At 71.5% G+C, this 21890-nt stretch carries 23 protein-coding genes and 1 riboswitch; of the genes, 12 read left to right on the top strand and 11 right to left on the bottom strand.

Annotated elements, in window-relative coordinates:
* Positions 1-22: 22 nt before the first annotated feature.
* Complete coding sequence (locus P3T35_RS22165; RefSeq protein ID WP_101383966.1) at positions 23-421, top strand: nuclear transport factor 2 family protein; 399 nt, start codon at positions 23-25, stop codon at positions 419-421.
* Positions 422-442: 21 nt separating this feature from the next.
* Here the strand turns inward: P3T35_RS22165 and P3T35_RS22160 are convergent, their stop codons facing one another.
* Complete coding sequence (locus P3T35_RS22160; RefSeq protein WP_101383967.1) at positions 443-868, bottom strand: DUF4345 domain-containing protein; 426 nt, start codon at positions 866-868, stop codon at positions 443-445.
* A gap of 88 nt (positions 869-956) precedes the next feature.
* Between P3T35_RS22160 and P3T35_RS22155 the strand changes: the two genes are divergently transcribed.
* A complete protein-coding gene (locus P3T35_RS22155) occupies positions 957-1565 on the top strand; it encodes a TetR/AcrR family transcriptional regulator (RefSeq protein ID WP_101383968.1) in 609 nt (202 codons plus the stop codon).
* A 21-nt stretch (positions 1566-1586) separates the two neighbouring features.
* On the top strand, positions 1587-2465 hold the full coding sequence (locus tag P3T35_RS22150) for a PhzF family phenazine biosynthesis isomerase (protein ID WP_101383969.1): 879 nt from the start codon (positions 1587-1589) through the stop codon (positions 2463-2465).
* A gap of 5 nt (positions 2466-2470) precedes the next feature.
* Here P3T35_RS22150 and P3T35_RS22145 read toward each other — a convergent pair whose 3' ends face one another.
* Both P3T35_RS22145 and P3T35_RS22140 read right to left on the bottom strand, forming a co-directional pair.
* Positions 2471-3307 carry an MBL fold metallo-hydrolase gene (locus P3T35_RS22145; RefSeq protein ID WP_180356761.1) on the bottom strand — a complete coding sequence of 279 codons (837 nt, stop codon included), beginning with the start codon at positions 3305-3307 and terminating at the stop codon, positions 2471-2473.
* A 142-nt stretch (positions 3308-3449) separates the two neighbouring features.
* Positions 3450-3830, bottom strand: coding sequence for a metalloregulator ArsR/SmtB family transcription factor (locus P3T35_RS22140; protein ID WP_101383970.1), 381 nt, complete (start codon positions 3828-3830; stop codon positions 3450-3452).
* Positions 3831-3901: 71 nt separating this feature from the next.
* A riboswitch (cobalamin riboswitch) is annotated at positions 3902-4126 on the top strand.
* A gap of 32 nt (positions 4127-4158) precedes the next feature.
* On the opposite strand from P3T35_RS22140, the gene P3T35_RS22135 reads away from it, so the two are divergent.
* The gene (locus P3T35_RS22135) at positions 4159-5289 is read left to right on the top strand and encodes a HoxN/HupN/NixA family nickel/cobalt transporter (RefSeq protein WP_101383971.1); all 1131 of its coding nucleotides are present in this window, start codon (positions 4159-4161) and stop codon (positions 5287-5289) included.
* Positions 5290-5357: 68 nt separating this feature from the next.
* Complete coding sequence (locus tag P3T35_RS22130) at positions 5358-5903, top strand: hypothetical protein (protein ID WP_101383972.1); 546 nt, start codon at positions 5358-5360, stop codon at positions 5901-5903.
* A 15-nt stretch (positions 5904-5918) separates the two neighbouring features.
* Here the strand turns inward: P3T35_RS22130 and P3T35_RS22125 are convergent, their stop codons facing one another.
* The 3 genes from P3T35_RS22125 to P3T35_RS22115 all read right to left on the bottom strand — a co-directional run bounded on the left by P3T35_RS22125 (position 5919) and on the right by P3T35_RS22115 (position 7502).
* The gene (locus P3T35_RS22125; protein WP_101383973.1) at positions 5919-6284 is read right to left on the bottom strand and encodes a VOC family protein; all 366 of its coding nucleotides are present in this window, start codon (positions 6282-6284) and stop codon (positions 5919-5921) included.
* Between the two features lie 11 nt (positions 6285-6295).
* On the bottom strand, positions 6296-6925 hold the full coding sequence (locus P3T35_RS22120) for a TetR/AcrR family transcriptional regulator (protein WP_280707381.1): 630 nt from the start codon (positions 6923-6925) through the stop codon (positions 6296-6298).
* 94 nt (positions 6926-7019) lie between these two features.
* Positions 7020-7502: a carboxymuconolactone decarboxylase family protein gene (locus P3T35_RS22115; RefSeq protein ID WP_101383975.1), complete on the bottom strand. Its 483-nt coding sequence runs from the start codon at positions 7500-7502 to the stop codon at positions 7020-7022.
* Between the two features lie 239 nt (positions 7503-7741).
* Here P3T35_RS22115 and P3T35_RS22110 point away from each other — a divergent pair, with 239 nt between their 5' ends.
* The gene (locus tag P3T35_RS22110; RefSeq protein ID WP_101383976.1) at positions 7742-8623 is read left to right on the top strand and encodes an RNA polymerase sigma-70 factor; all 882 of its coding nucleotides are present in this window, start codon (positions 7742-7744) and stop codon (positions 8621-8623) included.
* 104 nt (positions 8624-8727) lie between these two features.
* On the opposite strand, the gene P3T35_RS22105 is transcribed toward P3T35_RS22110, so the two are convergent.
* Positions 8728-9423 carry a flavodoxin family protein gene (locus P3T35_RS22105; RefSeq protein WP_101383977.1) on the bottom strand — a complete coding sequence of 232 codons (696 nt, stop codon included), beginning with the start codon at positions 9421-9423 and terminating at the stop codon, positions 8728-8730.
* Positions 9424-9633: 210 nt separating this feature from the next.
* Between P3T35_RS22105 and P3T35_RS22100 the strand changes: the two genes are divergently transcribed.
* From P3T35_RS22100 to P3T35_RS22090, 3 genes are all read left to right on the top strand, one after another.
* Entirely contained in the window at positions 9634-10530 is an 897-nt protein-coding gene (locus P3T35_RS22100; RefSeq protein ID WP_101383978.1) for a LysR family transcriptional regulator, read from the top strand.
* 215 nt (positions 10531-10745) lie between these two features.
* Entirely contained in the window at positions 10746-10991 is a 246-nt protein-coding gene (locus P3T35_RS22095; RefSeq protein WP_101383979.1) for a hypothetical protein, read from the top strand.
* A gap of 101 nt (positions 10992-11092) precedes the next feature.
* Positions 11093-11623 (top strand): SRPBCC family protein, encoded by a 531-nt coding sequence (locus P3T35_RS22090; protein WP_101383980.1) that lies wholly within the window; start codon positions 11093-11095, stop codon positions 11621-11623.
* Positions 11624-11695: 72 nt separating this feature from the next.
* On the opposite strand, the gene P3T35_RS22085 is transcribed toward P3T35_RS22090, so the two are convergent.
* On the bottom strand, positions 11696-12289 hold the full coding sequence (locus P3T35_RS22085) for a TetR/AcrR family transcriptional regulator (protein WP_180356762.1): 594 nt from the start codon (positions 12287-12289) through the stop codon (positions 11696-11698).
* A 148-nt stretch (positions 12290-12437) separates the two neighbouring features.
* On the opposite strand from P3T35_RS22085, the gene P3T35_RS22080 reads away from it, so the two are divergent.
* Both P3T35_RS22080 and P3T35_RS22075 read left to right on the top strand, forming a co-directional pair.
* On the top strand, positions 12438-13973 hold the full coding sequence (locus tag P3T35_RS22080) for an AMP-binding protein (protein WP_101383982.1): 1536 nt from the start codon (positions 12438-12440) through the stop codon (positions 13971-13973).
* A gap of 199 nt (positions 13974-14172) precedes the next feature.
* On the top strand, positions 14173-15372 hold the full coding sequence (locus P3T35_RS22075) for an acyl-CoA dehydrogenase family protein (RefSeq protein WP_101383983.1): 1200 nt from the start codon (positions 14173-14175) through the stop codon (positions 15370-15372).
* 7 nt (positions 15373-15379) lie between these two features.
* Here P3T35_RS22075 and P3T35_RS40435 read toward each other — a convergent pair whose 3' ends face one another.
* Positions 15380-18070 carry an amidohydrolase gene (locus P3T35_RS40435; RefSeq protein WP_348533428.1) on the bottom strand — a complete coding sequence of 897 codons (2691 nt, stop codon included), beginning with the start codon at positions 18068-18070 and terminating at the stop codon, positions 15380-15382.
* A gap of 131 nt (positions 18071-18201) precedes the next feature.
* On the opposite strand from P3T35_RS40435, the gene P3T35_RS22060 reads away from it, so the two are divergent.
* The gene (locus P3T35_RS22060) at positions 18202-19230 is read left to right on the top strand and encodes an Lrp/AsnC family transcriptional regulator (RefSeq protein ID WP_180356763.1); all 1029 of its coding nucleotides are present in this window, start codon (positions 18202-18204) and stop codon (positions 19228-19230) included.
* Between the two features lie 108 nt (positions 19231-19338).
* Here P3T35_RS22060 and P3T35_RS22055 read toward each other — a convergent pair whose 3' ends face one another.
* Together P3T35_RS22055 and P3T35_RS22050 are read right to left on the bottom strand one after the other, a co-directional pair.
* Positions 19339-20922: an AMP-binding protein gene (locus P3T35_RS22055; protein ID WP_101383986.1), complete on the bottom strand. Its 1584-nt coding sequence runs from the start codon at positions 20920-20922 to the stop codon at positions 19339-19341.
* Positions 20923-21219: 297 nt separating this feature from the next.
* A complete protein-coding gene (locus P3T35_RS22050) occupies positions 21220-21882 on the bottom strand; it encodes a LysE family translocator (RefSeq protein WP_101383987.1) in 663 nt (220 codons plus the stop codon).
* Between the last annotated feature and the right edge of the window lie 8 nt (positions 21883-21890).

The following is a 21890-nucleotide window of genomic DNA, read 5'->3' as shown; positions in this document are numbered from 1 at the left end:
GTGACATGGTACCTTCCGTGCCATGTCCAAGAGTGAAATCGACGCTGTGACCGCCGAGTTCTTCGGCGCCTTCGACAACCGCGGTGGCAAGCCCGCCGACGTCGACCGGATCCGCCGCCTGATGGTCCCGGGCGGCGTGATCGTGGTGACCCGGCCGACCTACACCGTCTACACGGTGGAGGAGTTCATCGAACCGCGCGAGCGCCTGCTGTCCGACGGCCGACTGCTCGAGTTCTCGGAGTGGGAGACCTCCGAGCGGACCGAGATCGTGGGCGACCTCGCCAACCGCTTCGGGGAGTACCGCAAGTCCGGCACCCTCGACGGCGAACCGTATGGGGGCGGCGGAACCAAGACCTTCCAGTTCGTCCGCACCCCTGACGGTTGGCGGATTACCGCGTTCTCCTGGTACGACCAGCCCTGAGGCCGGTCCGGCGGACCGGGGTCACACCGCCCGTTCGGTCATCGCTTGTCCGCCGGCTGCCCGCCCGGCCACCGCTCGCTCGTCGGCGTTCGCCAGCCAGAAGTAGACCGGTGGCAGGGCCAGTTCACTGACCATCAGGGCCACCTGGAACCACTGCGGCCAGCCGTGGACGGCCACCGAGATCAGCCGGGCCAGGCCGCCGAACAGGAGCACCCCGGCCAGCCAGCGGATCGCGCCGGCCGGGATCGGGGTCTGGCGGGCGGCCCAGAGCCAGGCCAGCCCGTAGCCGGCGAAGGCGGCGCCCATGAAGCGGCTCCAGTTGTCGATCGTCGCGTTGGCGCCGCCGTTGCCGGGGATCGCGGCGACCCCCGCGACCACATGGATCAGCCCGATCGCCACGCAGGCGATCCCCATGAGCTGTGCGAGCACCCTGAGAGTTCTGGCCATGATCCCTCCACGCTGATGGTTATTCAACATGTGTCTACTAGTCAGCGTAGAGTGCGCTAGTAGACGCGTGTCAAGTAACCTGGCGCTCATGTCTCCCCGTCAGCGCCTCCACCCGGCCGAACGCCGTGCCCAACTCCTCGCCGTCGGCGCGGAACTCTTCGCCGCCCAGCCGTACGAGGAGGTGCTGATGGAGGACGTCGCGGGCAAGGCCGGCGTCTCCCGGGCGCTGCTCTACCGTCACTTCGCCAGCAAGCAGGCGCTGTTCGCGGCGGTCTACGAACAGGCGACGGCCCGACTTCTCGAACAGACCCGGGTCGACCCCGCCGACACGCTGGTCGAGCAGCTGATCGAGGGGATGGACGCCCACCTCGACTACTTCATCGCCAACCGCCATGCCGTGCTCGCCGCCAACCGGGTGCTGGTCGGCGACCCCGTGGTCCAGACGATCATGAGCAATGAACTCGACGAGCTGCGGTTCCGGTTGCTCAAGGTGCTGCCGCTCACCGATGAGGCGGCCCGGGAGGCGGTGTCCGGCGTCCTGAAGAGCTGGCTGGTGTTCGTCCAGGTGCTCTGTGTCGACTGGCTGGCCCGGGAGACCTGCAGTCGCACCGAGTTGCGTGACGTCTGCATCGGGGCGGTCCTGGGCGCCATCCGCCCGCTGCTCGCCACCGACCCGGCGCCCGACTGGCCGCGCTAGGCGGCGAGTAGTATCGCTGCCGTGCGATCAGCCCGACGCCCGGCGAGGCCGGTTGCGGTCACCCTGGTGGACGCCTGCGTACGCGCTGACGGGCGCGGGGGCAGTCCCACCGCCGTGCTGGGCGAGGACGCCACGCTCAGCGACGAGCAGCGCCGCCGGATCCCGGGGCTGGCGGGCACCTCGCACGCGGTCTTCGTGGCCACGGCTGCCGATGTCACCTCGCTGCGCTTCTTCACCGCCGAGGGGGAGTTGCCCGCCTGCGGCCACGGGACGGTCGCCGCGCTCGCCTGCAACGCGGGCACGACGAGGCGCAACCGCACCCTGCGGACTGCCGGCAGCCACTGGATCCCGGCCTGGACGCGCCCCCGGAACCTCCTGGTGGCAGCGGAGTTCGAGGCCGGCCGGGTCGCGCTGCGCGAGCCCTCCAATGCCGAGCTGGTGCCGGTGCTGGCCGCGTTGGGTCTCCCGCCTAAGGCGAGCGGCGCCTGCGTGGCGACCCTGGGACGGCCGCGCCTGCTGCTCCCGGTCCCCGATAGCGCCCAACTGTCGGTCCTGACACCGGACTTCGCGGCCCTGGAGGCCGTCTGCCGACAACTCGGGCTGCTGGGTTGCTACCTCTACACCGGCGGCGAACAGGGCTTCGCCGCACGGATGTTCGCCCCCGCCATCGGAGTCCCGGAGGACATCGCCAACGCCAACAGCACCGCCTGCCTGGCCGCCTGGCTTCACGCCGGCACACCGGACTGCCGGAGCATCGCCGTCGACATGGGCGACCAGCTCGGCAGCCCGGCCACCATCACGGCCACCGTCATGGACACCTCCGGAGTCGGCGAACCGGTGGTCCACGTCAGCGGGTTGGCCAAAGTGCGGCGGACGGTGCTGCTGGACCTGCCCGCCTGATCGGCTCAGCGCGGGGCCACCCGGCCCAGTGCCTCGACCAGCTCGTAGGGGTCGTGCGAGCAGACCAGTCGCACCTGGTCGGCATGACTGCGGGCCAGGTCGCGCAGCCGCTCCAGGGTGTAGCGGCGAGTCCGGTCGTCCGTTGCGATGGCACGCTGGAACATGCTCAGGACCGGCGGGCCGCCCGCGGAGTCGGGTGCGACATCGGCCCGCGACAGGTAGGCGTCTCCGCAGTGCAGCAGCCAGCCGTCACCGTCCCGGAGCGCGACGCCGGTGTGGCCCCGGGTGTGCCCGGTCAGCGGCACCAGCAGCAACTCCGGCAGCTCGTCCGGCAGTAGCGGGATCGCCTGGAGGTCGAACCAGCTTTCGGTGCTGGTGGCCTGGTGCTCCACCCAGCGCGGATTGTGGTCCCACTGCGCCGTGCGGTAGCGCTGGCGCTCGGCGCGGGTCGCCAGTTCCCGGGCGGCGCGCAGTTCGTCCGCGAGCAGGTGCACCTGGGCCTGCGGGAAGTCCGCCAGGCCGCCGGCGTGGTCGGGATCCAGGTGGGTCAGCACGATGTGGCGGACGTCCCGGGGATCGTGGCCGAGCGTCCGGATCTGGTGCAACGCGGTCCGGGCGAGGGAGAGTTGGGGGCGGGTGTTGAACCGGAACTGCCGGCCGAGCCGCCCCGGGTCGGTGACGTCCCCGGTGCCGAAGCCGGTGTCCACCAGGATCAGCCCCGCCTCGCTCTCCACCAGCAGGCAGTGGCTCACCAGCCGTCCGAACAACGGCCCGCCGCTGCCCAGCAGCAGCCTGCCGCCCATCGGGCACATGGTGGCGCAGTCGAGGTGGTGGATGGTCACGCTGCCTCCAGGGGGACGGGAGCCGACATGCTCGACTCCACCCTCTCCGACCGCGTGCGAACTGGCAACGACCACCCGCTGTCAGGCGCTCCGCAGCCTGCCGCCCTGCTGTCGGCCCGTCGCGCTGTCAGCAGTCCCGCCGTCAGGCGTCGTGCTCCACCGGGGGGATCTCCAACGGCGGGATCGACGCCAGCAGCGGCGCCAGGTCGGGGGCGGTGAACCGGTAGCGCACCACCCGGCCGTCCTTGGCGGCGGTCACCGCGCCCGAGACCCGCAGCAGGCGCAGGATCTGCGACACCGTGCTCTCGCTGATCCCGGTGGCCAGCGCCAGGTCGGTGACGGCGATCGGCCCGGCCCGGTGGACGGCCAGCAGCACGGAGAGCCGGCCCGGGTCGGCGAGCAGCGAGAAGCGGTCGGCCCAGCCGCGGACGGCCTCGGGGTCGCCGATGCCGGCGATCGCCTCGCAGACCGTGTGCTCGTCGATGGGGCGCCGGTGTGCGCGCTCGTCGGGGACCAGGTGCATGACTCCATCATCCCTCACCTGTCGGGCGTGATCTGCAACACCTGCACACCTGTGCGGGCTTGTGGGTGATTGCAGGTCACCTCTACGGTGGTGCACGCCGTGGTGTTCGGGAAGACCGGTGAACTGTGCCTGTCACAGGAGTCCGGAGCGGCCCTCGCCACTGTGATCGGGAAGTCCTCGCACCAGCCTGCCGCTTGTCGGTGGGCGGCCACTGGGCGCTTGCGCGCCTGGGAAGGCCGGGGGTGGGAACGCTTGACCCGTAAGCCAGGAGACCGGCCACGGCACCGCACGAGAACTGTCCACGAGGTGCTGGAGAGGCTGCCCTGACATGACCCTGCCCGAAACCGCTGCCCCGACACCCCCCGCGAGCGGCACCACCGCCGCGCCGCGCTGGGAGCGCAGGGACTGGATCCGCACCGGCGGCCTGATGGGGGTGATCGCCGCCATGCACGTGGTCGCGTTCTTCATCCTGATCACCATGGTCGCCCCGCACCACTACAGCGTCGGCAACCAGGTCTTCGGCCTGGGCCTCGGCGTCACCGCCTACACCCTGGGCATGCGGCACGCCTTCGACGCCGACCACATCGCCGCGATCGACAACACCACCCGCAAGCTGATGGCCGACGGCAAGCGGCCCGTCTCGGTCGGGTTCTGGTTCGCGCTCGGCCACTCCAGCATCGTCGTGGTCCTGGCCGCCCTGATCGCCACCGGCGCCAAGGTGGTCGGCACCCTCACCAACGACGACTCCCACACCCACAAGCTGCTCGGCCTGGTCTCCACCAGCGTCTCCGGCGGCTTCCTCTACCTGATCGCCGCCCTCAACCTGGTGTCGATGGCCGGGATCTACCGGGTCTTCAAGGCCATGCGGGCCGGCCAGTTCGACGAACACGAGTTGGAGAAGCACCTCGACGGGCGCGGCTTCATGAACCGCATCCTCGGCCGGCTCACCAAGTCGATCACCCGACCGGGCCAGATGTACCTGGTGGGCCTGCTCTTCGGCATCGGCTTCGACACCGCCACCGAGGTCACCCTGATGGTGATGGCCGGCTCCGGCGCCGCCGCCGGCCTGCCCTGGTACGCGATCCTCTGCCTGCCGCTGCTGTTCGCCGCCGGCATGAGCCTGTTCGACACCCTCGACGGCACCTTCATGAACTTCGCCTACCACTGGGCGTTCTCCAACCCGACCCGCAAGGTCTTCTACAACCTCACCATCACCGGCCTCTCCATCGCCGTCGCCTTCCTGATCGGCACCATCGAGCTGGTCGGCGTGCTCCACGACCAACTGCACCTCAGCGACCCGGTGACCGGCTGGATCTCCGGCATCGACCTCAACAACGTCGGCTTCGTCATCGTCGGCCTGTTCGTCCTGGTCTGGGCGGCGGCGCTGGGGTACTGGCGCCTGGCCAAGGTCGAGGACCGCTGGGAGACCAAGAACGCCGCGGCCGCGCACGGGAGCTAGCAGCGGCAGTGATCACCATCCCCTATCCTTGGCGCGGTTCCACACGGGATCACCGTGAATGAGGGGGAGTGTTGAACGGGACCATCGCGGTCTACGCGGAACCGCCCGGAATCGGCCGGGCGGGGAAGTTCTGGGTCGTCATCGACGGGGTGCGGGTCGGCCGGGTCCGGCAGGGCGACGCCATGCGGTTCGCCGTGGCGGCCGGCACCCACACGGTGCGGGTCGGTTCCGGTGACCGCACCACTCGCTCCAACGCGGTGGCGGTGGAGGTGGCCGAGGGCGGGGAGTCCCTGGTGACCGCCCGCAGCACCGGCTTGAAATTCGCTCTCCTCGTCCCGTTCCTGGCCGGTGTCGTCGTGCCCCGGGTCTATGTGCTGGGATTCGTCGTGCTGCTCGCCGCCGTGTTCGCCGCCGTCCCCGGCGTGCTGTTCCGGGTGGCCGTCCAGAGCCTGCCCGAGCCGAGCTCCGCGGGCCCGGCCACGCAGCCCGCCGCGGACGGCGAGCCGGCCGCCGCGGGGGCAGCGGTCGGGGAGGCGGCGGTTGGGGGGAGTGGCCTGTGGTGGGAGTCGGACCCGGCCCTCGCCAAGCGGTACCGCAAGGCCGCCGACTCCTGACGGCCGTCACGGCCGTTACTCCGGGGACATGACCTCGTAGAGGTTCCGGGCGTCGTCGGCGAAGTACAGACCGCGGGCGCACAGCGGGTGGTCGATCCGCCCGTTGTCGGGCTCCCTGGGGTCGTTGCCGTACGGCACCCCGGCGGCGCGGAGCCGGGCGAGGATGCCGTCGAAGGTCGCCGTGTCGACGTCGAACGCCAGGTGGTGGCCGGGCGGGTCCTCGACGGACATGAAGTCCAGCGTCAGGCACTCGTTGACCCGCACCGGCGCGAAGTGCCGATCTGCGCCTCGGTAGTCCAGCCCCATGATGCCGGCGAAGAAGCGGGCGGCCGCCTCGTTGTCGACGGCCGGGACGATGGTGTGGTTCAGCGTGATGGGCATGGTTTCCCCCTTCAGTTTTCGACTGGTTGGGACAGGGCGCCGTGCAGGAAGAGGTCGACGAGCTCCTCCACGCTGAGCTCGGTCGACTCATCCCCCGACGCCGGCCTGCGGGCCTGGAAGAAGAGCATGCCGAGGAAGACCGACGCTGCCTGCTCGGCGGACACCCTCAGCAACTCCCGCTCGGGTTCGAAGAGTTCGGCGAGTGCCGCTTGCACCGGTGCGAAGCCGGCCGCACGGTCGGGTGGGCCTCCCGCGCTGCCGGGGCGCCCGGTCCGTTCCCGCCCGCCCGTCGCGTGCAGCGCGCCGACCACCGCGCCGATCCGGTCCAGGTGGGCGTGCAGCGCCGCGGCGGCCTCCGTCAGTCGGGCGGGGAGCGGCTGGTCCGTTGATACCAGGGCGAGTTCGGTCAGGGCAGTGGCCGGACTGAGCGCCTCGGCCAGGCAGGCGTCCAGGAGTTCGTCCTTGTCCGCGAAGACGCGGAAGATGGTGCCCTCTCCGATGCCGGCGGCCTGGGCGATCTGACGGGTCGTCACCGCGCTGCCGTGCTCGATCACCAGGGGGAGTGCGGCGCGAACGATCATCTCGCGGCGGCTGTCGGGATCCATCGACGGGGCTCGGCGGCGACTTGGTGTGGTTGCCATGTGGTCCAGTATCGGAGTGAGTGCTCACTCCGGTCAAGGGGCTCGGCCCTGGATCGGGTGATCCAGGGCCGAGCCCCTTGAGTCGTGCGATCGGCTACTCCAGCGCGGCGAACATGCCGGGCTCGTAGGAGCCGCCCTGGCTGTGCACGATCACGCTCATCCGGTTGGCCGCGTTGATCAGGGCGACCGTGCAGATCAGGGCGCCGACCTGGTCGTCGTCGAAGTGCTTGCGCACCTCGGCCCAGGTCTCGTCGGACACCCCGGCGCTGCCGTCGGCGATCCGGGTGCCCTCCTCGGTGAGCGCCAGGGCGGCGCGTTCGGCCTCGGTGAACACGGTGGTGTGGCGCCAGGCAGCGACCAGGTTGAGTCGCAGCGCCGTCTCACCGTCGGCCGCGCCCTCCTTGCCGTGGATGTCGACGCAGAAACCGCAGCCGTTGATCTGACTAGCCCGCAGCTCCACCAGGTGCTGCACGGTCTTCGGGAGAGTGGACCCCTGGAGGGCCAACGCGGTGGCGTAGAACCGCTTGCCGACCGTCGCGGCGGTCGGGCTGTCGAACAGGTTGAAACGGGCTTCCATGGCTTCGTCCTCAGGTGTGATGGGTGATGGTGGGTGTGGTGCGGGGTGCCGGGCTACAAGCGGCGGTCCGTGCAACGGCGTTGGACGAACACAAGATGCGGACCACCCGTGCGCTGTGACAGCAGGTCGATGTGACGTGCGCCACCGATCGCGGGTGTCACAAAACGGCGGAGGCCGGCGTCTCGTGTGCGACCCAGTCGGAAACGCCCGTGCAGGAGCCGGAATTGAGTGAGCAGGCCATGGAACCCACTGAACTGAACTCCGCCACCGAGACGTTCATCGCCCACCGCAACCTGCTCTTCACCGTCGCCTACGAGCTGCTCGGCTCGGCTGCCGACGCGGAGGACGCCCTGCAGGAGACCTGGCTGCGCTGGGTGGGCGTCGACCTCGCCACCGTGCGGGACCAACGCGCCTACCTGGTCCGGATCGCCACTCGCCAGGCGCTGAGCCGGCTGCGAACCCTGGCCCGCCGCAAGGAGTCCTACGTCGGCCCCTGGCTGCCCGAGCCGCTGCTCACCGCGCCCGATGTCGCCGAGGACGTGGAGTTGGCCGACAGCCTCTCGATGGCGATGCTGCTGGTACTGGAGACCCTCGCGCCCACCGAGCGGGCGGTGTTCGTGCTGCGCGAGGTGTTCGGGCTGGAGTACGACGAGATCGCCGAGGCCGTCGACAAGACACCGGCCGCCGTCCGCCAGATCGCCCACCGAGCCCGCGCCCATGTCGCCGCCCGCCGCCCGCGCGGGGCCGTCTCCGCAGCCGACACCCGTCACGCCCTGGCGGCCTTCCAACAGGCCGTCGAAACCGGCGACTTGCAGCAGCTGCTCGACCTGCTCGCCCCGGACGTCGTGCTACTGACCGACGGCGGCGGAGTCGCACGCGCCGCCCTGGCGCCCATCGTCGGCGCCGACCAGGTGGCCGCCGTGCTGGCCAGGATCGCCACCACAACCGTCCTGCGCCCGGCCCAGGTCAACGGCCACCCGGCCCTGCTCCTGAGCCTCAATGGCGAACTCGACACCGTCACCGCCCTGCGCATCGACGACGGCCTCATCACCGGCCTCTACGCCGTGCGCAACCCCGAGAAGCTGGCGCGGATGGAGCAGCAGACCACGCTGAGCCGGTGACGACGATCGCCGCCTCCTGGACAGGCATGCCGTGAGGTCCCTATCGGGAAAGACAGCAGGCCTGCCAACGGGTTCCCGGCGCCGGTGCGAGGCGATCCGCGCGGTCAGGCGCCGGTCAGTGCTGCCAGCGCGTCGTCCGTGTCCCTGAGGGAGGCCGACAGGCCGCGGGCCTCGTGCTCGGTCATCCGGGGGGTGTCGTGCGGCACGGCGTTGACCCAGCGCTGGGTCAGGCGGGCGATCCGCTCGCCGTAGCGCTGCGCGGTGATCCGGTCGCCGCGCGATCCGGCGTGCTCGGGGCCCAGGTCGGCGTGGCTCTGGCTCATCAGGCCCAGCCAGGAGCCCAGCCGGTTCACGTCGTCGCGGGTGCCACCGCTCCAGTTGTTGCCCGGCATGTCGCCCACGCCGATCCACTGCATGCCCAACTGCGCGGCGAAGACCGCCAACTGCTGCAGGACCGCCAGCTTGTCGCCGCTCTGCGAGGCGGACATGGTGAACCCCGCGGCCAGCTTGTCCTTCCACGCCTGCGTCGTGAACGGCGTGAACGCCGCCTCCATGAACGCCTTGAACACCGCCGACACGCTGCCCATCAGCGTCGGGCAGCCCATGACGATCGCATCGGAGCGATCGAGCAGCGCCAGCACCTCCGCATCGTGCCAGCGGCCCGCGATGACGTCCTCGGGCCGGATCTCGACGAGATGCACCTGGGCGCCCGGCACCAGCCGCGCCCCCTCGGCGAGGTGCTCGGCCAGGACCCGGGTGTGGCCGTGCACCGAGTGGTAGACCACCGTCACCGTGACCATCGGCGCATCGTGCTCACGGTCAACGCCATTGACTGCCATGTACTTTCACTACTTCCGGTCGTGGGCCCCTGCATGTTCCGGTTGTGGGGCCCTGCTCGCCCAGCCATCACACCCCGCGCACGGCACGGCATCAACGCCGAACTTCGCCACCCAGCGATCGGTCGCACCGATCGATCGCGTTAGCCTGCTCCCGTGGACAGGGTGGACAGGATGGAACTGGAAGCATTCGTCGCGGTCGCGGAAGAGCTCCACTTCGGCCGCGCCGCCGCGCGCCTGCACCGCGGGCAGCCCACCGTCAGCGACGCCGTCAGGCGGCTGGAGACCACGTTGGGCGGGCGGCTGTTCCACCGCACCAGCCGCCGGGTGTCACTGACCGATCTCGGCGAAGCGCTGCTGCCCGACGCGTACGCCGCCCTGGCCCAGCTGAACCGCTTCCAGCAGCGCGGGCGCTCGCTGGCCGCCGGCGACCGGGCCCACACCACCCTCGTCGTCGGCCACGCCGAATACACCGGCCACCAGTTGCTGCTGCGCTGCCTGCCGCAACTGCGGGACCGTTTCCCCGATGTGACGATCGTGCCGGAGGCGATGGCAACCACGGCGCAGGTCACCGCCCTGCGGGCGCAGGCGATCGGGCTGGGCATCGGCTGGGCGACCGGCGACGTCACCGGGGTACGGGCGAGGGTGCTCTCCACCGAGAGGTTCATGGCGCTCGTACCCGCGGCCCACCCCCTCGCCGGGCATGCCGAGCTGAGCGCGTCCGAACTGTCCACCACCGGCCTGCTCACCTGGCCCCACCAGATCAACAGCGGTCTGTGCGACCGCCTGCTGTCCGCCTTCCAGATCGGCGGAGCCGACCTGCGCATCATCAGAACCGCCGACAGCGTGCACGCCATCGCCGCTCATGTCGCCGCGGGAACGGGCATCGGCATCACCGTCGAATCCGCACTCGACCACCAGCCACCCGGCCTGCGCATCATTCCCCTCACCGGCCCTTCGACCACCGCCGACCAGGTCGTCCTCACCCCTGCCGAGCCGTCGCAGCCGGCCATGGCACTGCGCGATCTGCTGCTGCTCGCCTCGGCAGAGTCGTCTTCCACTGATCACTGAGCGGTGTGCATCGTGGAACCGGCCGAGCCGACGGCCCTCTTGGAGCGGTTCCCCGCCGCCGGGGCCTGGCCGGCGCCTGGCCGGGGCCGCGGTACCCATGTGGTTGACCGGCCGTCACCCGCGCGATGGACAAACCGCATAACTCGGGTGCGCGCGGTCAAGGGATCGTCAGCAAGCGAAAGACCGGTCCCACGATCCCGAGGAGCACCCACCAAATGCAGCGCACCACCGCGAAGCTCACCACCATGACGATTGCCACCGCCGCGCTGGTGCTGGCCGGCACCACGGCGTTCGCGGGTTCTGCCGCGGCGGACGGCAGCCGGAATCGCCTGTCCGGCCCGCCGGTCACCGTCCTGCAGTGCGAGGAGGGCGGCGGCTTCGTCGCTACCGACATCCGCACCCGCCGTGACTACTGCGAGGGCGGCGAGTACAACGGGCGTTATGTCACCTGGGACTACTGAGAAACTGGGACTACTGAGAAAGCAGAGGCGCGTTAGGATCGCCAGCGTCAGGGGGCGCCCACCGTCAGGGGGCGACCCAGCCGGGCAGTGAGGGGGACGACATGCGTATGGCCGACGGTCCGACCGTGGAGTGCGAGATCCAGGTGAACGCACCCGTGGCGCGGGTCTGGGAGCTGGTGACCGACATCAACCTCCCGGCCAGGCTCAGCCCCGAACTGCAGCGTGTCGCCTGGCTCGACGGTGCGGATCGGCCCGCGCCGGGCGCGCGCTTCGAAGGGCACAACCGGCACGAGAAGCTCGGCGAGTGGCGCACGGTGTCCCAGGTGGTCGAGCTGGAGCCCGAGCGCGTCTTCGCCTGGGCCGTCATGGACGCCGACGGCCGGTACGGCGAGCCGACCCTCGACCCCACCAGCTGCATGGCCTCCTGGCGCTTCGAACTGCACCCCCTGGAAGGCGGCACCCTGCTGCGTCAGACGGCGGTCCTCGGCCCGGGCCGCAACGGCGTCAGCCTGGCGATGGACCGCTGGCCGGACCGCGAGGAGGAGTTCGTCGCCTTCCGCCGGCGCGAGCTCCGCGCCGGCATGGAGACCACCCTCGGCGGCATCAAGGCCCTTGCGGAGGAGAGCAACTGAGCTAGCTGACAGCTCTTCTGACGGTCCGCCGGAACTGTTCCGGCGGACCGTTGTCGTTCTCGTGGCCGGGACTTACGCTTCCCCTGCTCCGCTGGCCCAGTGGCGGCCGTGGCGGGCCAGGTCGCGCAGGTGGGCGGCGACGTCTTCGGCGGGCATCGGGCGCGGGTCCTGCTCCAGCCACCAGCGGAGCACCGCGAACTGCTCGCCGACCCAGGCGCGGGCCAGCAGCTCGGGGTCGATCCGGGGGCGGATCCCGCTCTGCTCGGCTCGCTCGCGGAAGACCTCGGCGACCCGGCGGACCGACTCGTCGGTGAAGACGCCGAGCGGCTTGCCGTCGCCCTCGCCGCGCAGGATGACGCGGTAGAGGTCGCGCTCCTGCTCGGCGTGGCGGAACAGCTCCAGCAGGGGCTTGCCGGTGAGGCCGGCGCCGGATTCGGCCGCGAGTGGGGTGAGGCGCTCGCCGAGTTCCTGCAGCAGGTCGGTGGTGACCCTGGTGAACAGGTCTTCCTTGTCGCGGCAGTGGCTGTAGAAGGTGGCGCGGGCGATGTCGGCTCGCTCGGTGATGTCCTCCACGGTCAGTGGCGCGTAGCCGCGTTCCAGTACGAGTGACACCAGCGCGTCCCGCATCGCGCGCCGGGTGCGCCTGGTCCGCCGGTCCTCTGCCATCAAGCCTCCCTCGCCAACCGTCGACAGGTGATCCAGTCTACGGACTCTTGACAGCTCGCATGTTACTGAACAGTCTGTCTGGAAACAGCATTCTGAACAGGTTGTCTGGAAACGTACTAGAGATCTGGAAAACTATGCGAGGAGCAGCATGAACCTGGGTGTGTATCTGACCCGCAGCGCCCGCTACTGGCCCGATCTGCCCGCGGTGGTCTGCGGCGATCGGCACTGGACCTTCGCCGAGTTGGAGGCGGACGCCAACCGGCTGGCGGCCGCTCTGCTGGCACGGGGGCTGCGGCCGGGCGACTCCGTGGGCAGCCTGGCCTGGAACCGCGGCGAGCTGATCGTGGTGGAGTTCGCGCTGTACAAGGCGGGCCTGCTGCGTGCGCCGATCAACGCCCGGCTCGGCCGGGCCGAGATCGCGCACATCCTCGGCTACGCCCCGGTGCGGGCGCTGCTGTTCGACGCGGCACACCGGGAGGACGCGCTGGCCGCCCGGACCGTCGCCGAAGTCGACTGCCTGGCCGTGGAGTTCGAGAACGGGTACGCCGAACTGCTGGCCGAGGGCAGTCCGGAGCCGGTGTGCGTGGAGGTGGCCGAGCAGGCTCCGGCGGTGCTCAACTTCACCTCGGGCTCCACCGGTTCGCTCAAGGCGGCCGTGCAGACCCATGGCAACCGGCTGGCCAACCTGCGCAAGCAGCTGATGAGCGAGTCCCGGCCCCGTGCGGGCGGTCGCTACCTGGCCTGCGGTCCGATCACCCACGCCGCCGGGATGCCGCTGCTCGCCTGCGTCTTCGCGGGGACCACCATCCATGTGCTGCCCGGCTGGGATCCGGAGGCCTTCCTGGCGACCGTCGAGCGCGAGCGGATCGACGCCACCTTCCTGGTGCCCGCGATGCTCAACTCGGTGCTGGGCCACCCCCGTCGGGCCGACCACGACCTGTCCAGCCTGGTCGATCTGCGGGTCGGCGGTGCCCCGATCTCCCCGCAGCGGCTGCGCGAGGCGGTCGCCGCCTTCGGCCCGGTGGTGGGCCAGGGCTACGGGCTCGCCGAGACCACCTCGGTAGTGGCCGGCCTCACCGCCGCCGAGGTGGCCCGCGCCGTGGCCGAGGATCCGGAACTGCTGCAGTCCTGCGGGCGGGCCGGCTACGACACCGAGATCCGAGTGGTCGACGAGCAGGGCCGGGACACCGCGCCGCGCGAGATCGGCGAGATCATCGTGCGGGGCCCCGACTGCGTCCAGGAGTACTGGCGCGAACCGGAGTTGACCGCGCAGACCTTCGAAGACGGCTGGGTGCGCACCGGCGACCTGGCCTGGATGCGGGAGGACGGCTACCTCTTCATCGTCGACCGCAGGAAGGACATGATCATCTCGGGCGGCTTCAACATCTACAGCAGTGAGGTGGAGGCCGTACTCGACGAGCACCCGGCCGTGGACGAGGCCTGCGTGGTCGGCGTGCCCGACGACCGGTGGGGCGAAGCGGTGAAGGCCGTCGTGGTGCTCCGCCCGGGAGCCGAGGCCGGCGAGGAGGAGCTGATCGCCTTCTGCGCCGAGCGCCTGGACCGCTACAAGAAGCCCCGCTCCGTCGACTTCGTCCCCGAGCTGCCCCACAACCGCAACGGCAAGCTGGACCGCCGCGCCGTCCGGGAACCGCACTGGGCCGGCGCTGCTCGGCGCGTCAACTGAGCCGACCCACCTCGGCCGGCCTACCTGAGTCGGCCTACCTGAGTCGGCCTACCTGAGTCGGCCTACCTGAGTCGGCCTACCTGAGTCGGCCTACCTGAGTCGGCCTACCTGAGCCGGCCCACCTGAGCCGGCCCACCTGAGCCGGCCACCTCAGCCGGCCACCTCAGCCATTGAGCAGCGTCAACTGAAAGGCCACACCATGCTCTTCTCGCTTCGCCCCGACTATGCCGACGACCCGCCGCTCGCGGAACTGGTCGGCCGACTGCGCGACTACCTCGACGGCGAACTGGCCGCCTATGAGCGCGACCACGCCGTCACTCCCGAAACCCCGATCACCCGGGCGCTGTTGGAGCCGGTCTGGCAGCGCAGCCGCGAACTCGGCTTCTACGGCATCCAGCTGTCGCCCGAGCTCGGCGGCCAGGGCCTGTCGTACCGTCAACTCGCGGCTCTCAAGGAGGAGGTGGCGGCGAGCGGCCGGGTGCTGGGACACAGCGTGCTCGGCGAGATGGGCGGACCGCTGCGGGTCGGAGACATCATCGCCGCCGCCACACCGGACCAACTGGACCGCTACTTCCTGCCGGTGGTGCGCGGCGAGCGGGCCTGCTGCTTCTCGCTGACCGAGACCGACGCGGGCTCGGACGTGCGGGCCATGCGCACCACCGCCGTCCGTGACGGCGACGGCTACCGGCTGACCGGCCGCAAGGTGTTCTCCAGCGCGGGCCCGGTGGCGGACTTCGCGATCGTGATCGCGCTGATGGCCGGTACCGAGAAGACCCACTCGGCGTTCCTGGTGGATCTGGACAGCCCCGGCTGCCAGGTGCTGCCGGGCGCCACTCCGATGTCCGGTGAGCACATCGAGAGCGACATCGTGCTCACCGACTGCCCGGTCCCGGCCGCCAACCTGCTCGGCCGGGAGGGCGACGGGCTGCTGCTGGGGCTCGGCCGGGTCAACGTCAACCGGCTGCTGCACTGCCCGAGCGTGCTCGGCATGGCCCGCCGCGCCATCCAGCTCACCCTGGAACGGGTCCGCACCCGTACCGTCGCCGGGGCGCCGCTCGCCGAACTCCAGTCTGTTCAGCACAAGTTGGCCGACATGGCCACCTCCTACTACGCCGCCCGTGCCATGACCCACGCCGCGCTCAGCGCGCTGGACGGCGGCACGGTGCCGCGCCTTGAGGCCTTCATGTGCAAGCTGCAGGTGGCCGAGAGCGCGTTCCGGATCCTCGACGAGGCGGTGCAGTTGCACGGCAAGGAGGGCCTCACCCAGGGGGAGGAGGTGGAGTTCCTGTTCCGCAAGGTGCGGATGTTCCGGATCCTGACCGGCACCTCGGAGATCCAGCGCAACGGGATCGCCAGACTGCTGCTCCGCGAGCCTGGGTTCGGGAGCAGCAGTAGCTGACGATTCGTCAGTCGACAGGCGTGGGGCGGCGGACGAGCAGGGCCGCCGCCCCCAGCCCGAGCAGCGCCACCGCGGTGCCGGTCGTCCACACGGCCTGGTAGCCGCGGTGGCCGCCGCCGTGGGCCGCCAGGGCCGCGGCGAAGACGGCCGAACCCACGGCGGCGCCCAGCCCGACCAGCAGCTCGAACAGGCCCTCGGCAGCCGCGGTCTCCTCGGCCCGCACGCTGTCGACCACCAGGATCCGCCCGGCGCCCGCGATCAGGCCCATCCCCGACCCCGAACAGCCGAGCAGCACCGCGAAGTCCACGGCGCTGCCGTGCCGCAGCAGCAGCCCGGCGCTGCCGGCGGCCAGCAGCGCGGCACCCAGCAGCGTGACCCGCCCGTAGCCGATGGCCCGGCCGAGCCGGCTGCTGAGCACGCTGAACACGGCCATCCCGCAGAACGCGGGCAGCAGCACCGGGCCGGCCGAAGCGGCCGGAAGCCCCAGGCCCTCCGGGCGGGTCAGGTAGCTGGAGAACGGCACCTGGCCGCCGATCACCACGAAGTGCACGCAGCAGGCGACCGCGAACACCGGCAGCAGGCGGGGCCGGAACAGCCGGCCCACCTCGATCAGCGGTGCCGCGCTGCGCCGCGCCGCCACCACCCACGCCGCCAGCAGGCCGGCGCCGATCAGCGCACACGCCAGGGTCGGTGGCGCGGCCCAGCCCCAGGCGCCGCCCTCGTGCACGGCGAGCAGGGTCGCGACCAGTCCGCCGGCCAGCAGGGCGGCGCCGCGCCAGTCGAGCCCGGCCGTGCGGGCGGACTCGGCCGGGGCGGCGCCGGGCCCCAGGGAGCGCAGCAGGCCGAGCCCGACCAGCGTGCCGGCGGCCGGGATCCACAACGCCGCTGTGACGGAGCCGACTTGGAGCAGCAGCGTGGCGGTGGTGCTCCCGGCGAGCACGCCCAGCAGCAGACCGCCCGAGAGATAGGCGATGGCGCGCCGGGTCTCCTCGACCGTGTGGCGCGTCCGGACCAGGCCGAACATCAGCGGCAGCAGCCCGGCGAGGACCCCTTGGAGCACCCGTCCCGCCAGCAGCAGCCGGTAGCCGGGTGCGGCCGCGATCAGCGCCGCACTGGCCGCGACCACCGCCACCGTCCACCGGAGCACCCGCAGATGCCCGTGGCGGTCGCCCAGCGCGGTGAGCAGTGGCGTGGCCACCGCGCCACCAAGCGCCGGGCCGGTCACCGTCCAGGCGAGGGCGGCGACGCCCACGTGGAAGCGGTGGCCCACGGTGTCGAACAGCGGCGTGAAGTAGCTCTGCTGGAAGCCGCTGAACAGCTCTACGACCAGCAGTGCGCCGAGGGTGCGGCGAAGTGGGGCGGCGGCGGCCGTCGCCGTCATCCGGCGGTGCCCGTTGCGCCCGAGGCCACAGTGTCGGCCTGGGCGGTGCCCGTCGCGGCCGAGCCCGTGGTGCCGGCCTGAGCGGTGCCCGTCGTGCCCGAGCCGGCCGTGCTCGCCACCGCCAGCCGCCGCAGCGCCGTCGGGCAGCACGGCGTCGTCGAAGACCGCTTGCGGGGAGTGGTTGTAGGCGGCCGTGGCGTGGTCGCGGTCGGGCGGGCAGGCACCCAGCATCAGGTACGCGCCGGGGACCCGGTCCAGCACGAAGGCCATGTCCTCCGCGCCCGGAGTCGGTGCCGGTGCGTTGAAGTAGCGTTGCGGGCCGAACAGTTGGGACACGGTGTCGGAGGCGAGCGCGAGCTCGTCGGCGGCGTTGCGCATTGCGGGGTAGCCGTCCCGGTAGTGCACCTCGGCCCGCAGGCTGTGCGCGGCGGCGATGCCGGTGAGCAGGGTGCGCGTGCCCTCGCGCAGCGCCTCGCGGGCCTCGGGGGAGTAGCTGCGCACGGTGGCCTCGAAGCCGGCCTGGCCGGGGATCACGTTGGCCTTGGTGCCGCCGTGGATCGACCCGACCGTCAGCACCACCGGGTCATGGACGTCGAACCGGCGGGTGACGAAGGTCTGCAGCGCGGTGACCAGTTCGCAGAGCACCGGGATCGGGTCGGCCGCCTGGTGCGGTGCCGAACCGTGGCCGCCGCGTCCGTGCACCGTCACGGTCAGCGTGTCGGAGTTGGCGGTGGCGATCCCGGGTCGGCTGGCGAACAAGCCGCGCGGCAGCCGGTTGGCCGCCACATGCAGGGCGTACGCGGCCACCGGCAGCTCCCCGGAGGCATCCAACAGGCCCTCTGCCAGCATCAGTTCGGCGCCGCCGCCGTCGGTGCCCTCCTCGTCCGGCTGGAACATGAACACCACCGAGCCGGCCAGCTCGGCCCGGCGCGCGGCGAGCAGCCGGGCCGCGCCGACCAGCATCGCGGTGTGCAGGTCGTGGCCGCAGGCGTGCATGGCGCCGGCGATCCGGGAGGCGTAGGGCAGTTCGGTGTCCTCGGTCACCGGCAGCGCGTCCATGTCGGCGCGCAGCAGCACCGTCGGCCCCGGCAGCGCACCGCGCAGCACGGCGGTGACGGAGGTGAGCGCGTGCCCGGTGGTGATCTCCAGCCCGAGGCCGTCCAGGGCGGCCAGCACCCGCTGCTGGGTGCGGGGCAGGGCGCGGCCGAGCTCCGGCTCGGCGTGGATCTCCCGCCGCAGGGCGGTGAGCTCGTCGGCCAGCGCCTCGGCGGCGCCGGGCAGGGCGGCGCCGGTTGGGGCTGCGTCGGTTGGAGGCATGGGGGACTCCTTCTGGCTGGGTGGGCCGGGGTGTCCTTAGGATGAATGTGCCGTCGCATCCGGGTGGTGAAGCGCAGGAAATCGTCATCCGGAGCCCCTCTCGGGCAGAGAACGGCCAGAAAGGGCCTGACATGCAGGATCTCGTCGACGAGCTCGACCTGGAGCTGGTCCATGCGCTGCAGCTCAACCCGCGCGCCTCCTGGACGGTGCTGGCCCGGGCGCTGGGCATCGACCCGGTGACAGTGGCCCGGCGCTGGGAGCGGCTGCGCGGCGCCGGGCTTGCCTGGACCTTCTGCGTGCCTGGACCGGTGACCAGGGGCGGCCTGCTGCGGATGCTCTATGTGGAGCTGGAGTGCGAGCCCGGCGGACTCGATGCGGCGATCGAGCACCTGGCCGCCCAGCCGCAAGTGATCTACCTGCACCACACCACCGGCAGCCGCTCACTGCTGGCCGCCGTCGCCGTCGCCGACCTGCCTGCCGCCTCCGCCTACACCCGCCAACTGCTCGACCACACACCGGGAGTGCGGGCCCAGCACGCCGAACTGCTGCTCACCACCTATGGCGAGGCGAGCCGCTGGCGCCTCGGCACCCTGGAGCCGGCCCAGCAGCAGACCCTGCGCACCGAACCCGCCGTGCCGGACGAGCCGTTGCTGCAGTTGGACGCCACCGACCAGCGGCTGATCCGGGCGCTGATCGACGACGCCCGGCTGCCCTGCACCGAACTGGCCGACCGGATCGGGGTGAGCGAGCCCACCGCCCGGCGCCGGCTGAACCGGCTGATCGGCGCCGGGCGGGTGCGGCTGCGCTGCGAGATCGCCCAACCGGTCTCGGGCTGGCCGGTCACGGCCGTGCTGTGGTGCCGCCTGCCGCCGGCCCAACTGGACGCCGCGGCCCGCTCGGTGGCAGGCCTGCCGGAGATCCGGCTCAGCATCGGACTGACCGGTCCGGACAACCTGATGCTGATCGCGTGGCTGCGGGACCCGGCTCAACTGCCGGAACTGGAAGCCGCCCTGGCCACTCGGTTTCCCCAACTCTCCCTCAGTCGCCACGCACTCGTGCTGCGCACCGTCAAGCATCTCGGCCGGATGCTGAACGGGCAGGGGCTGGCAGCCAGTTCGGTGCCGGTCGACATCTGGCAGCCGGAGCCCGGTGGTTCCTAGCGAAAGCCGGTCTTAGCGACAGCCGGCCTTAGCGACAGCCGGCCTTCGCGAAAGCCGGTCTTAGCGAAAGCCGGCCTTCGCGAAAGCCGGTCTTAGCGAAAGCCGGCCTTACAGGGCGTCGGCTCGGGGTGGCGTGTACCGCTGCCGCAGTGCCGCCTTGTCGACCTTGCTCATCGCGGTCAGTGGGAAGGCCTCGACCGCATGGATGCGGGCGGGCACCATGCTCTCCTGGCCCAACACCGCGAACACGTGGGCGCGCAGCGCCTGTTCGTCGACCACCGCGCCCGGGGCGGGAACCACCACCGCGTGCAGCCACTCACCGTGGGTCTCGGCCGGAATCCCGATGACCGCGGCCGCGCGTACCGTGGGGTGGCCAAGCAGGACCTCCTCGACCTCCCGTGACCACACCCGAAGTCCGGTGCCGGCGTGCAGGATCACTTCCTTCAGGCGTTCGACGACGTGCAGCCGGCCGTCAGGGTCCAGGCGGCCGAGGTCGCCGGTGTGCAGCCAGCCGTCCCGCACCGCCGCCGGGACCGCCGGGTCGACATAGCCCTCCATGACGCCGCTGCCGCGCACCAGCACCTCACCCAGCTCGCCCGGCGCCGCCGCGCTGCCGTCCTCCCGGCGGACGGCCAGCCGCACCCCCGGCACCGGGTACCCGGCGGACGCCAACCGGTCGGCATCGGTGGGATCGTGGTCGGCCGGCTGCAGCAGGCTCACCGGCCCGGCCTCGGTCATGCCGTACAACTGCTGCAGAATGGGCCCGAACCGCTGCAGAGCCAGGCGCACCCGCCGCGGACTCGGCCGCGACGCGCCGTACTGGATGCGCCGCAGCGACGACAGGTCCGTCTCGGCCAGCCTTGGATGGTCGAGGAGTTGATCGAGCATCACATTAGTCAGCAGGATCGTCCCGATGTGCTCCGCGGCGATCGCCGCCAGCGCCGCCCCGGCGTCGTACCGCTCGTGCAGCACCAGGGTGCCGCCAGACATCAGGGTCGGGAGGCAGAAGTGACCGCTGATGAAGGTGAGCGGCGTGACCACCAGCCGCCGCTCGCCCGGTGCGGCCAGCCCGGTGTCGCCCAGCAGGGAGGAGAGCACCGTGTAGAGGCCGTGGCCGTGCACCACCGGCTTGGGATACCCGGTCGTGCCGGAGGTCAGGAACACTGTCTTGACTGCGTCGGCGTCGGTCTCGGCCCAGGTCGTCGCGGGCGGCGGCTGGGCCGCCTGGGTTGTCAGCTCCGCCAGCAGGTCGACGCCGGTGCGGCAGGGGCCGAGGGACAGCAGATGGCGGGGCGCGGCAACCGCGTTGAGCCGCTCGGCGAGGTCGGTGTGACCCTGCGGGTCGAAGACCAGGGCGGCCGGGCGGATGCCGCGCAGGCTCTGCTCCATGGCCTGGGAACTGATCGCGGGCGGCACCACCACCAGCCGGCAGCCCAGCAGGTGCACGGCGAACTGGAGCGCGAGGTATTCCGGCCGGTTGCCGGACAGCACCGCCACGTCCTCACCGGGCGCCACCAGCCCACCCAGCGCGGCGGCCAGCCCGCGCACCGTGCTCGCCAGCTCCGCGTACGACCACCGTAGGCCCCGGCCGACCAGAGCCTCCCGAGCCGGCCAGCGGCCGACCGCGTCGTCCAGCAGCGCGGCGGCGTAGTGGCGGGGACGGGGTGCGTGCTCTGCGGGTGTCACTCCCATAAGGGAGTTGTTACTTGGTGCGGCGCCGCAGAGCAACCCCGGGCGCGGGACGTCAGGTGGTGATGGCGTTGGTGCGGATGGCGGTGATGTGTGTGTGGGGGGTGAGTGCGCTGGGTTTGGTGCGCCTGGCGTGGTGGCGGTTGGGGGTTGGTTGGGGCGGTGGTCCAGGAAGCCGGTGATGGTGTTCAGCTGGTGACGCCCTCGGCGTGGTCGGTGGAGATGGGGGGGTGAGTGGGCTGGGGGTGGTGGCTGGGGGGGGCGGGTGGGTTGGTGGGTCCAGCAAGGGGGCGGTGGTGATCAGGCCGTGACGGCCTTGGCGCGGTCGGCGGCGATGTGGAGGGCGAGTGCGCCGAGGACGGTGCCCATGGCGTAGCGCTGGATGCGGAGCCAAGCGGGGCGGCGGTCCAGGAAGGCGGCGATGCCTCCGGCGCCGAGGGCGATCAGGCCGTTGACGGTGACGGCCACCGCGATCTGGGTGAGGCCGAGCACGAAGCTCTGCGCCGCGACATGGCCGCGTGACGGAGTGATGAACTGGGGGAGCAGCGAGATGTACATGATGGCCATCTTGGGGTTCAGTAGGCAGGTCAGGAAGCCCATCGCGAACAGCTTGCGCGGCGGGTCCGGCGGCAGTTGCTTGGGCGCGAACACCGCGGCGCCGCCCGGCCGGACGGCCTGCCAGGCGAGCCAGAGCAGGTAGGCCGCGCCGGCGAGCTTGATCACGGTGTAGAGCAGTGGCACCACCGCGAAGACCGTGGCGACTCCGGCGGTCACGGCGGTGAGGTAGGCCAGGAAGGCGGTCGCGACGCCGGCCAGCGAGAGCAGTCCGGCCCGGCGGCCCTGGGCGATCGAGCGGGACACCAGGTAGATCATGTTGGGCCCCGGGGTGAGGACCATGCCCAGCGCCATCGCGGCGACTCCGAGCATGGCGTGCGGGTCCACAGCTGAGGTGAGCGCGTCCATGCGGCGAG

This window comes from Kitasatospora sp. GP30, assembly GCF_029892145.1.
GTDB classification, from domain to species: domain Bacteria; phylum Actinomycetota; class Actinomycetes; order Streptomycetales; family Streptomycetaceae; genus Kitasatospora; species Kitasatospora acidiphila.
This window is presented reverse-complemented; position numbering and strand designations above follow the sequence as displayed.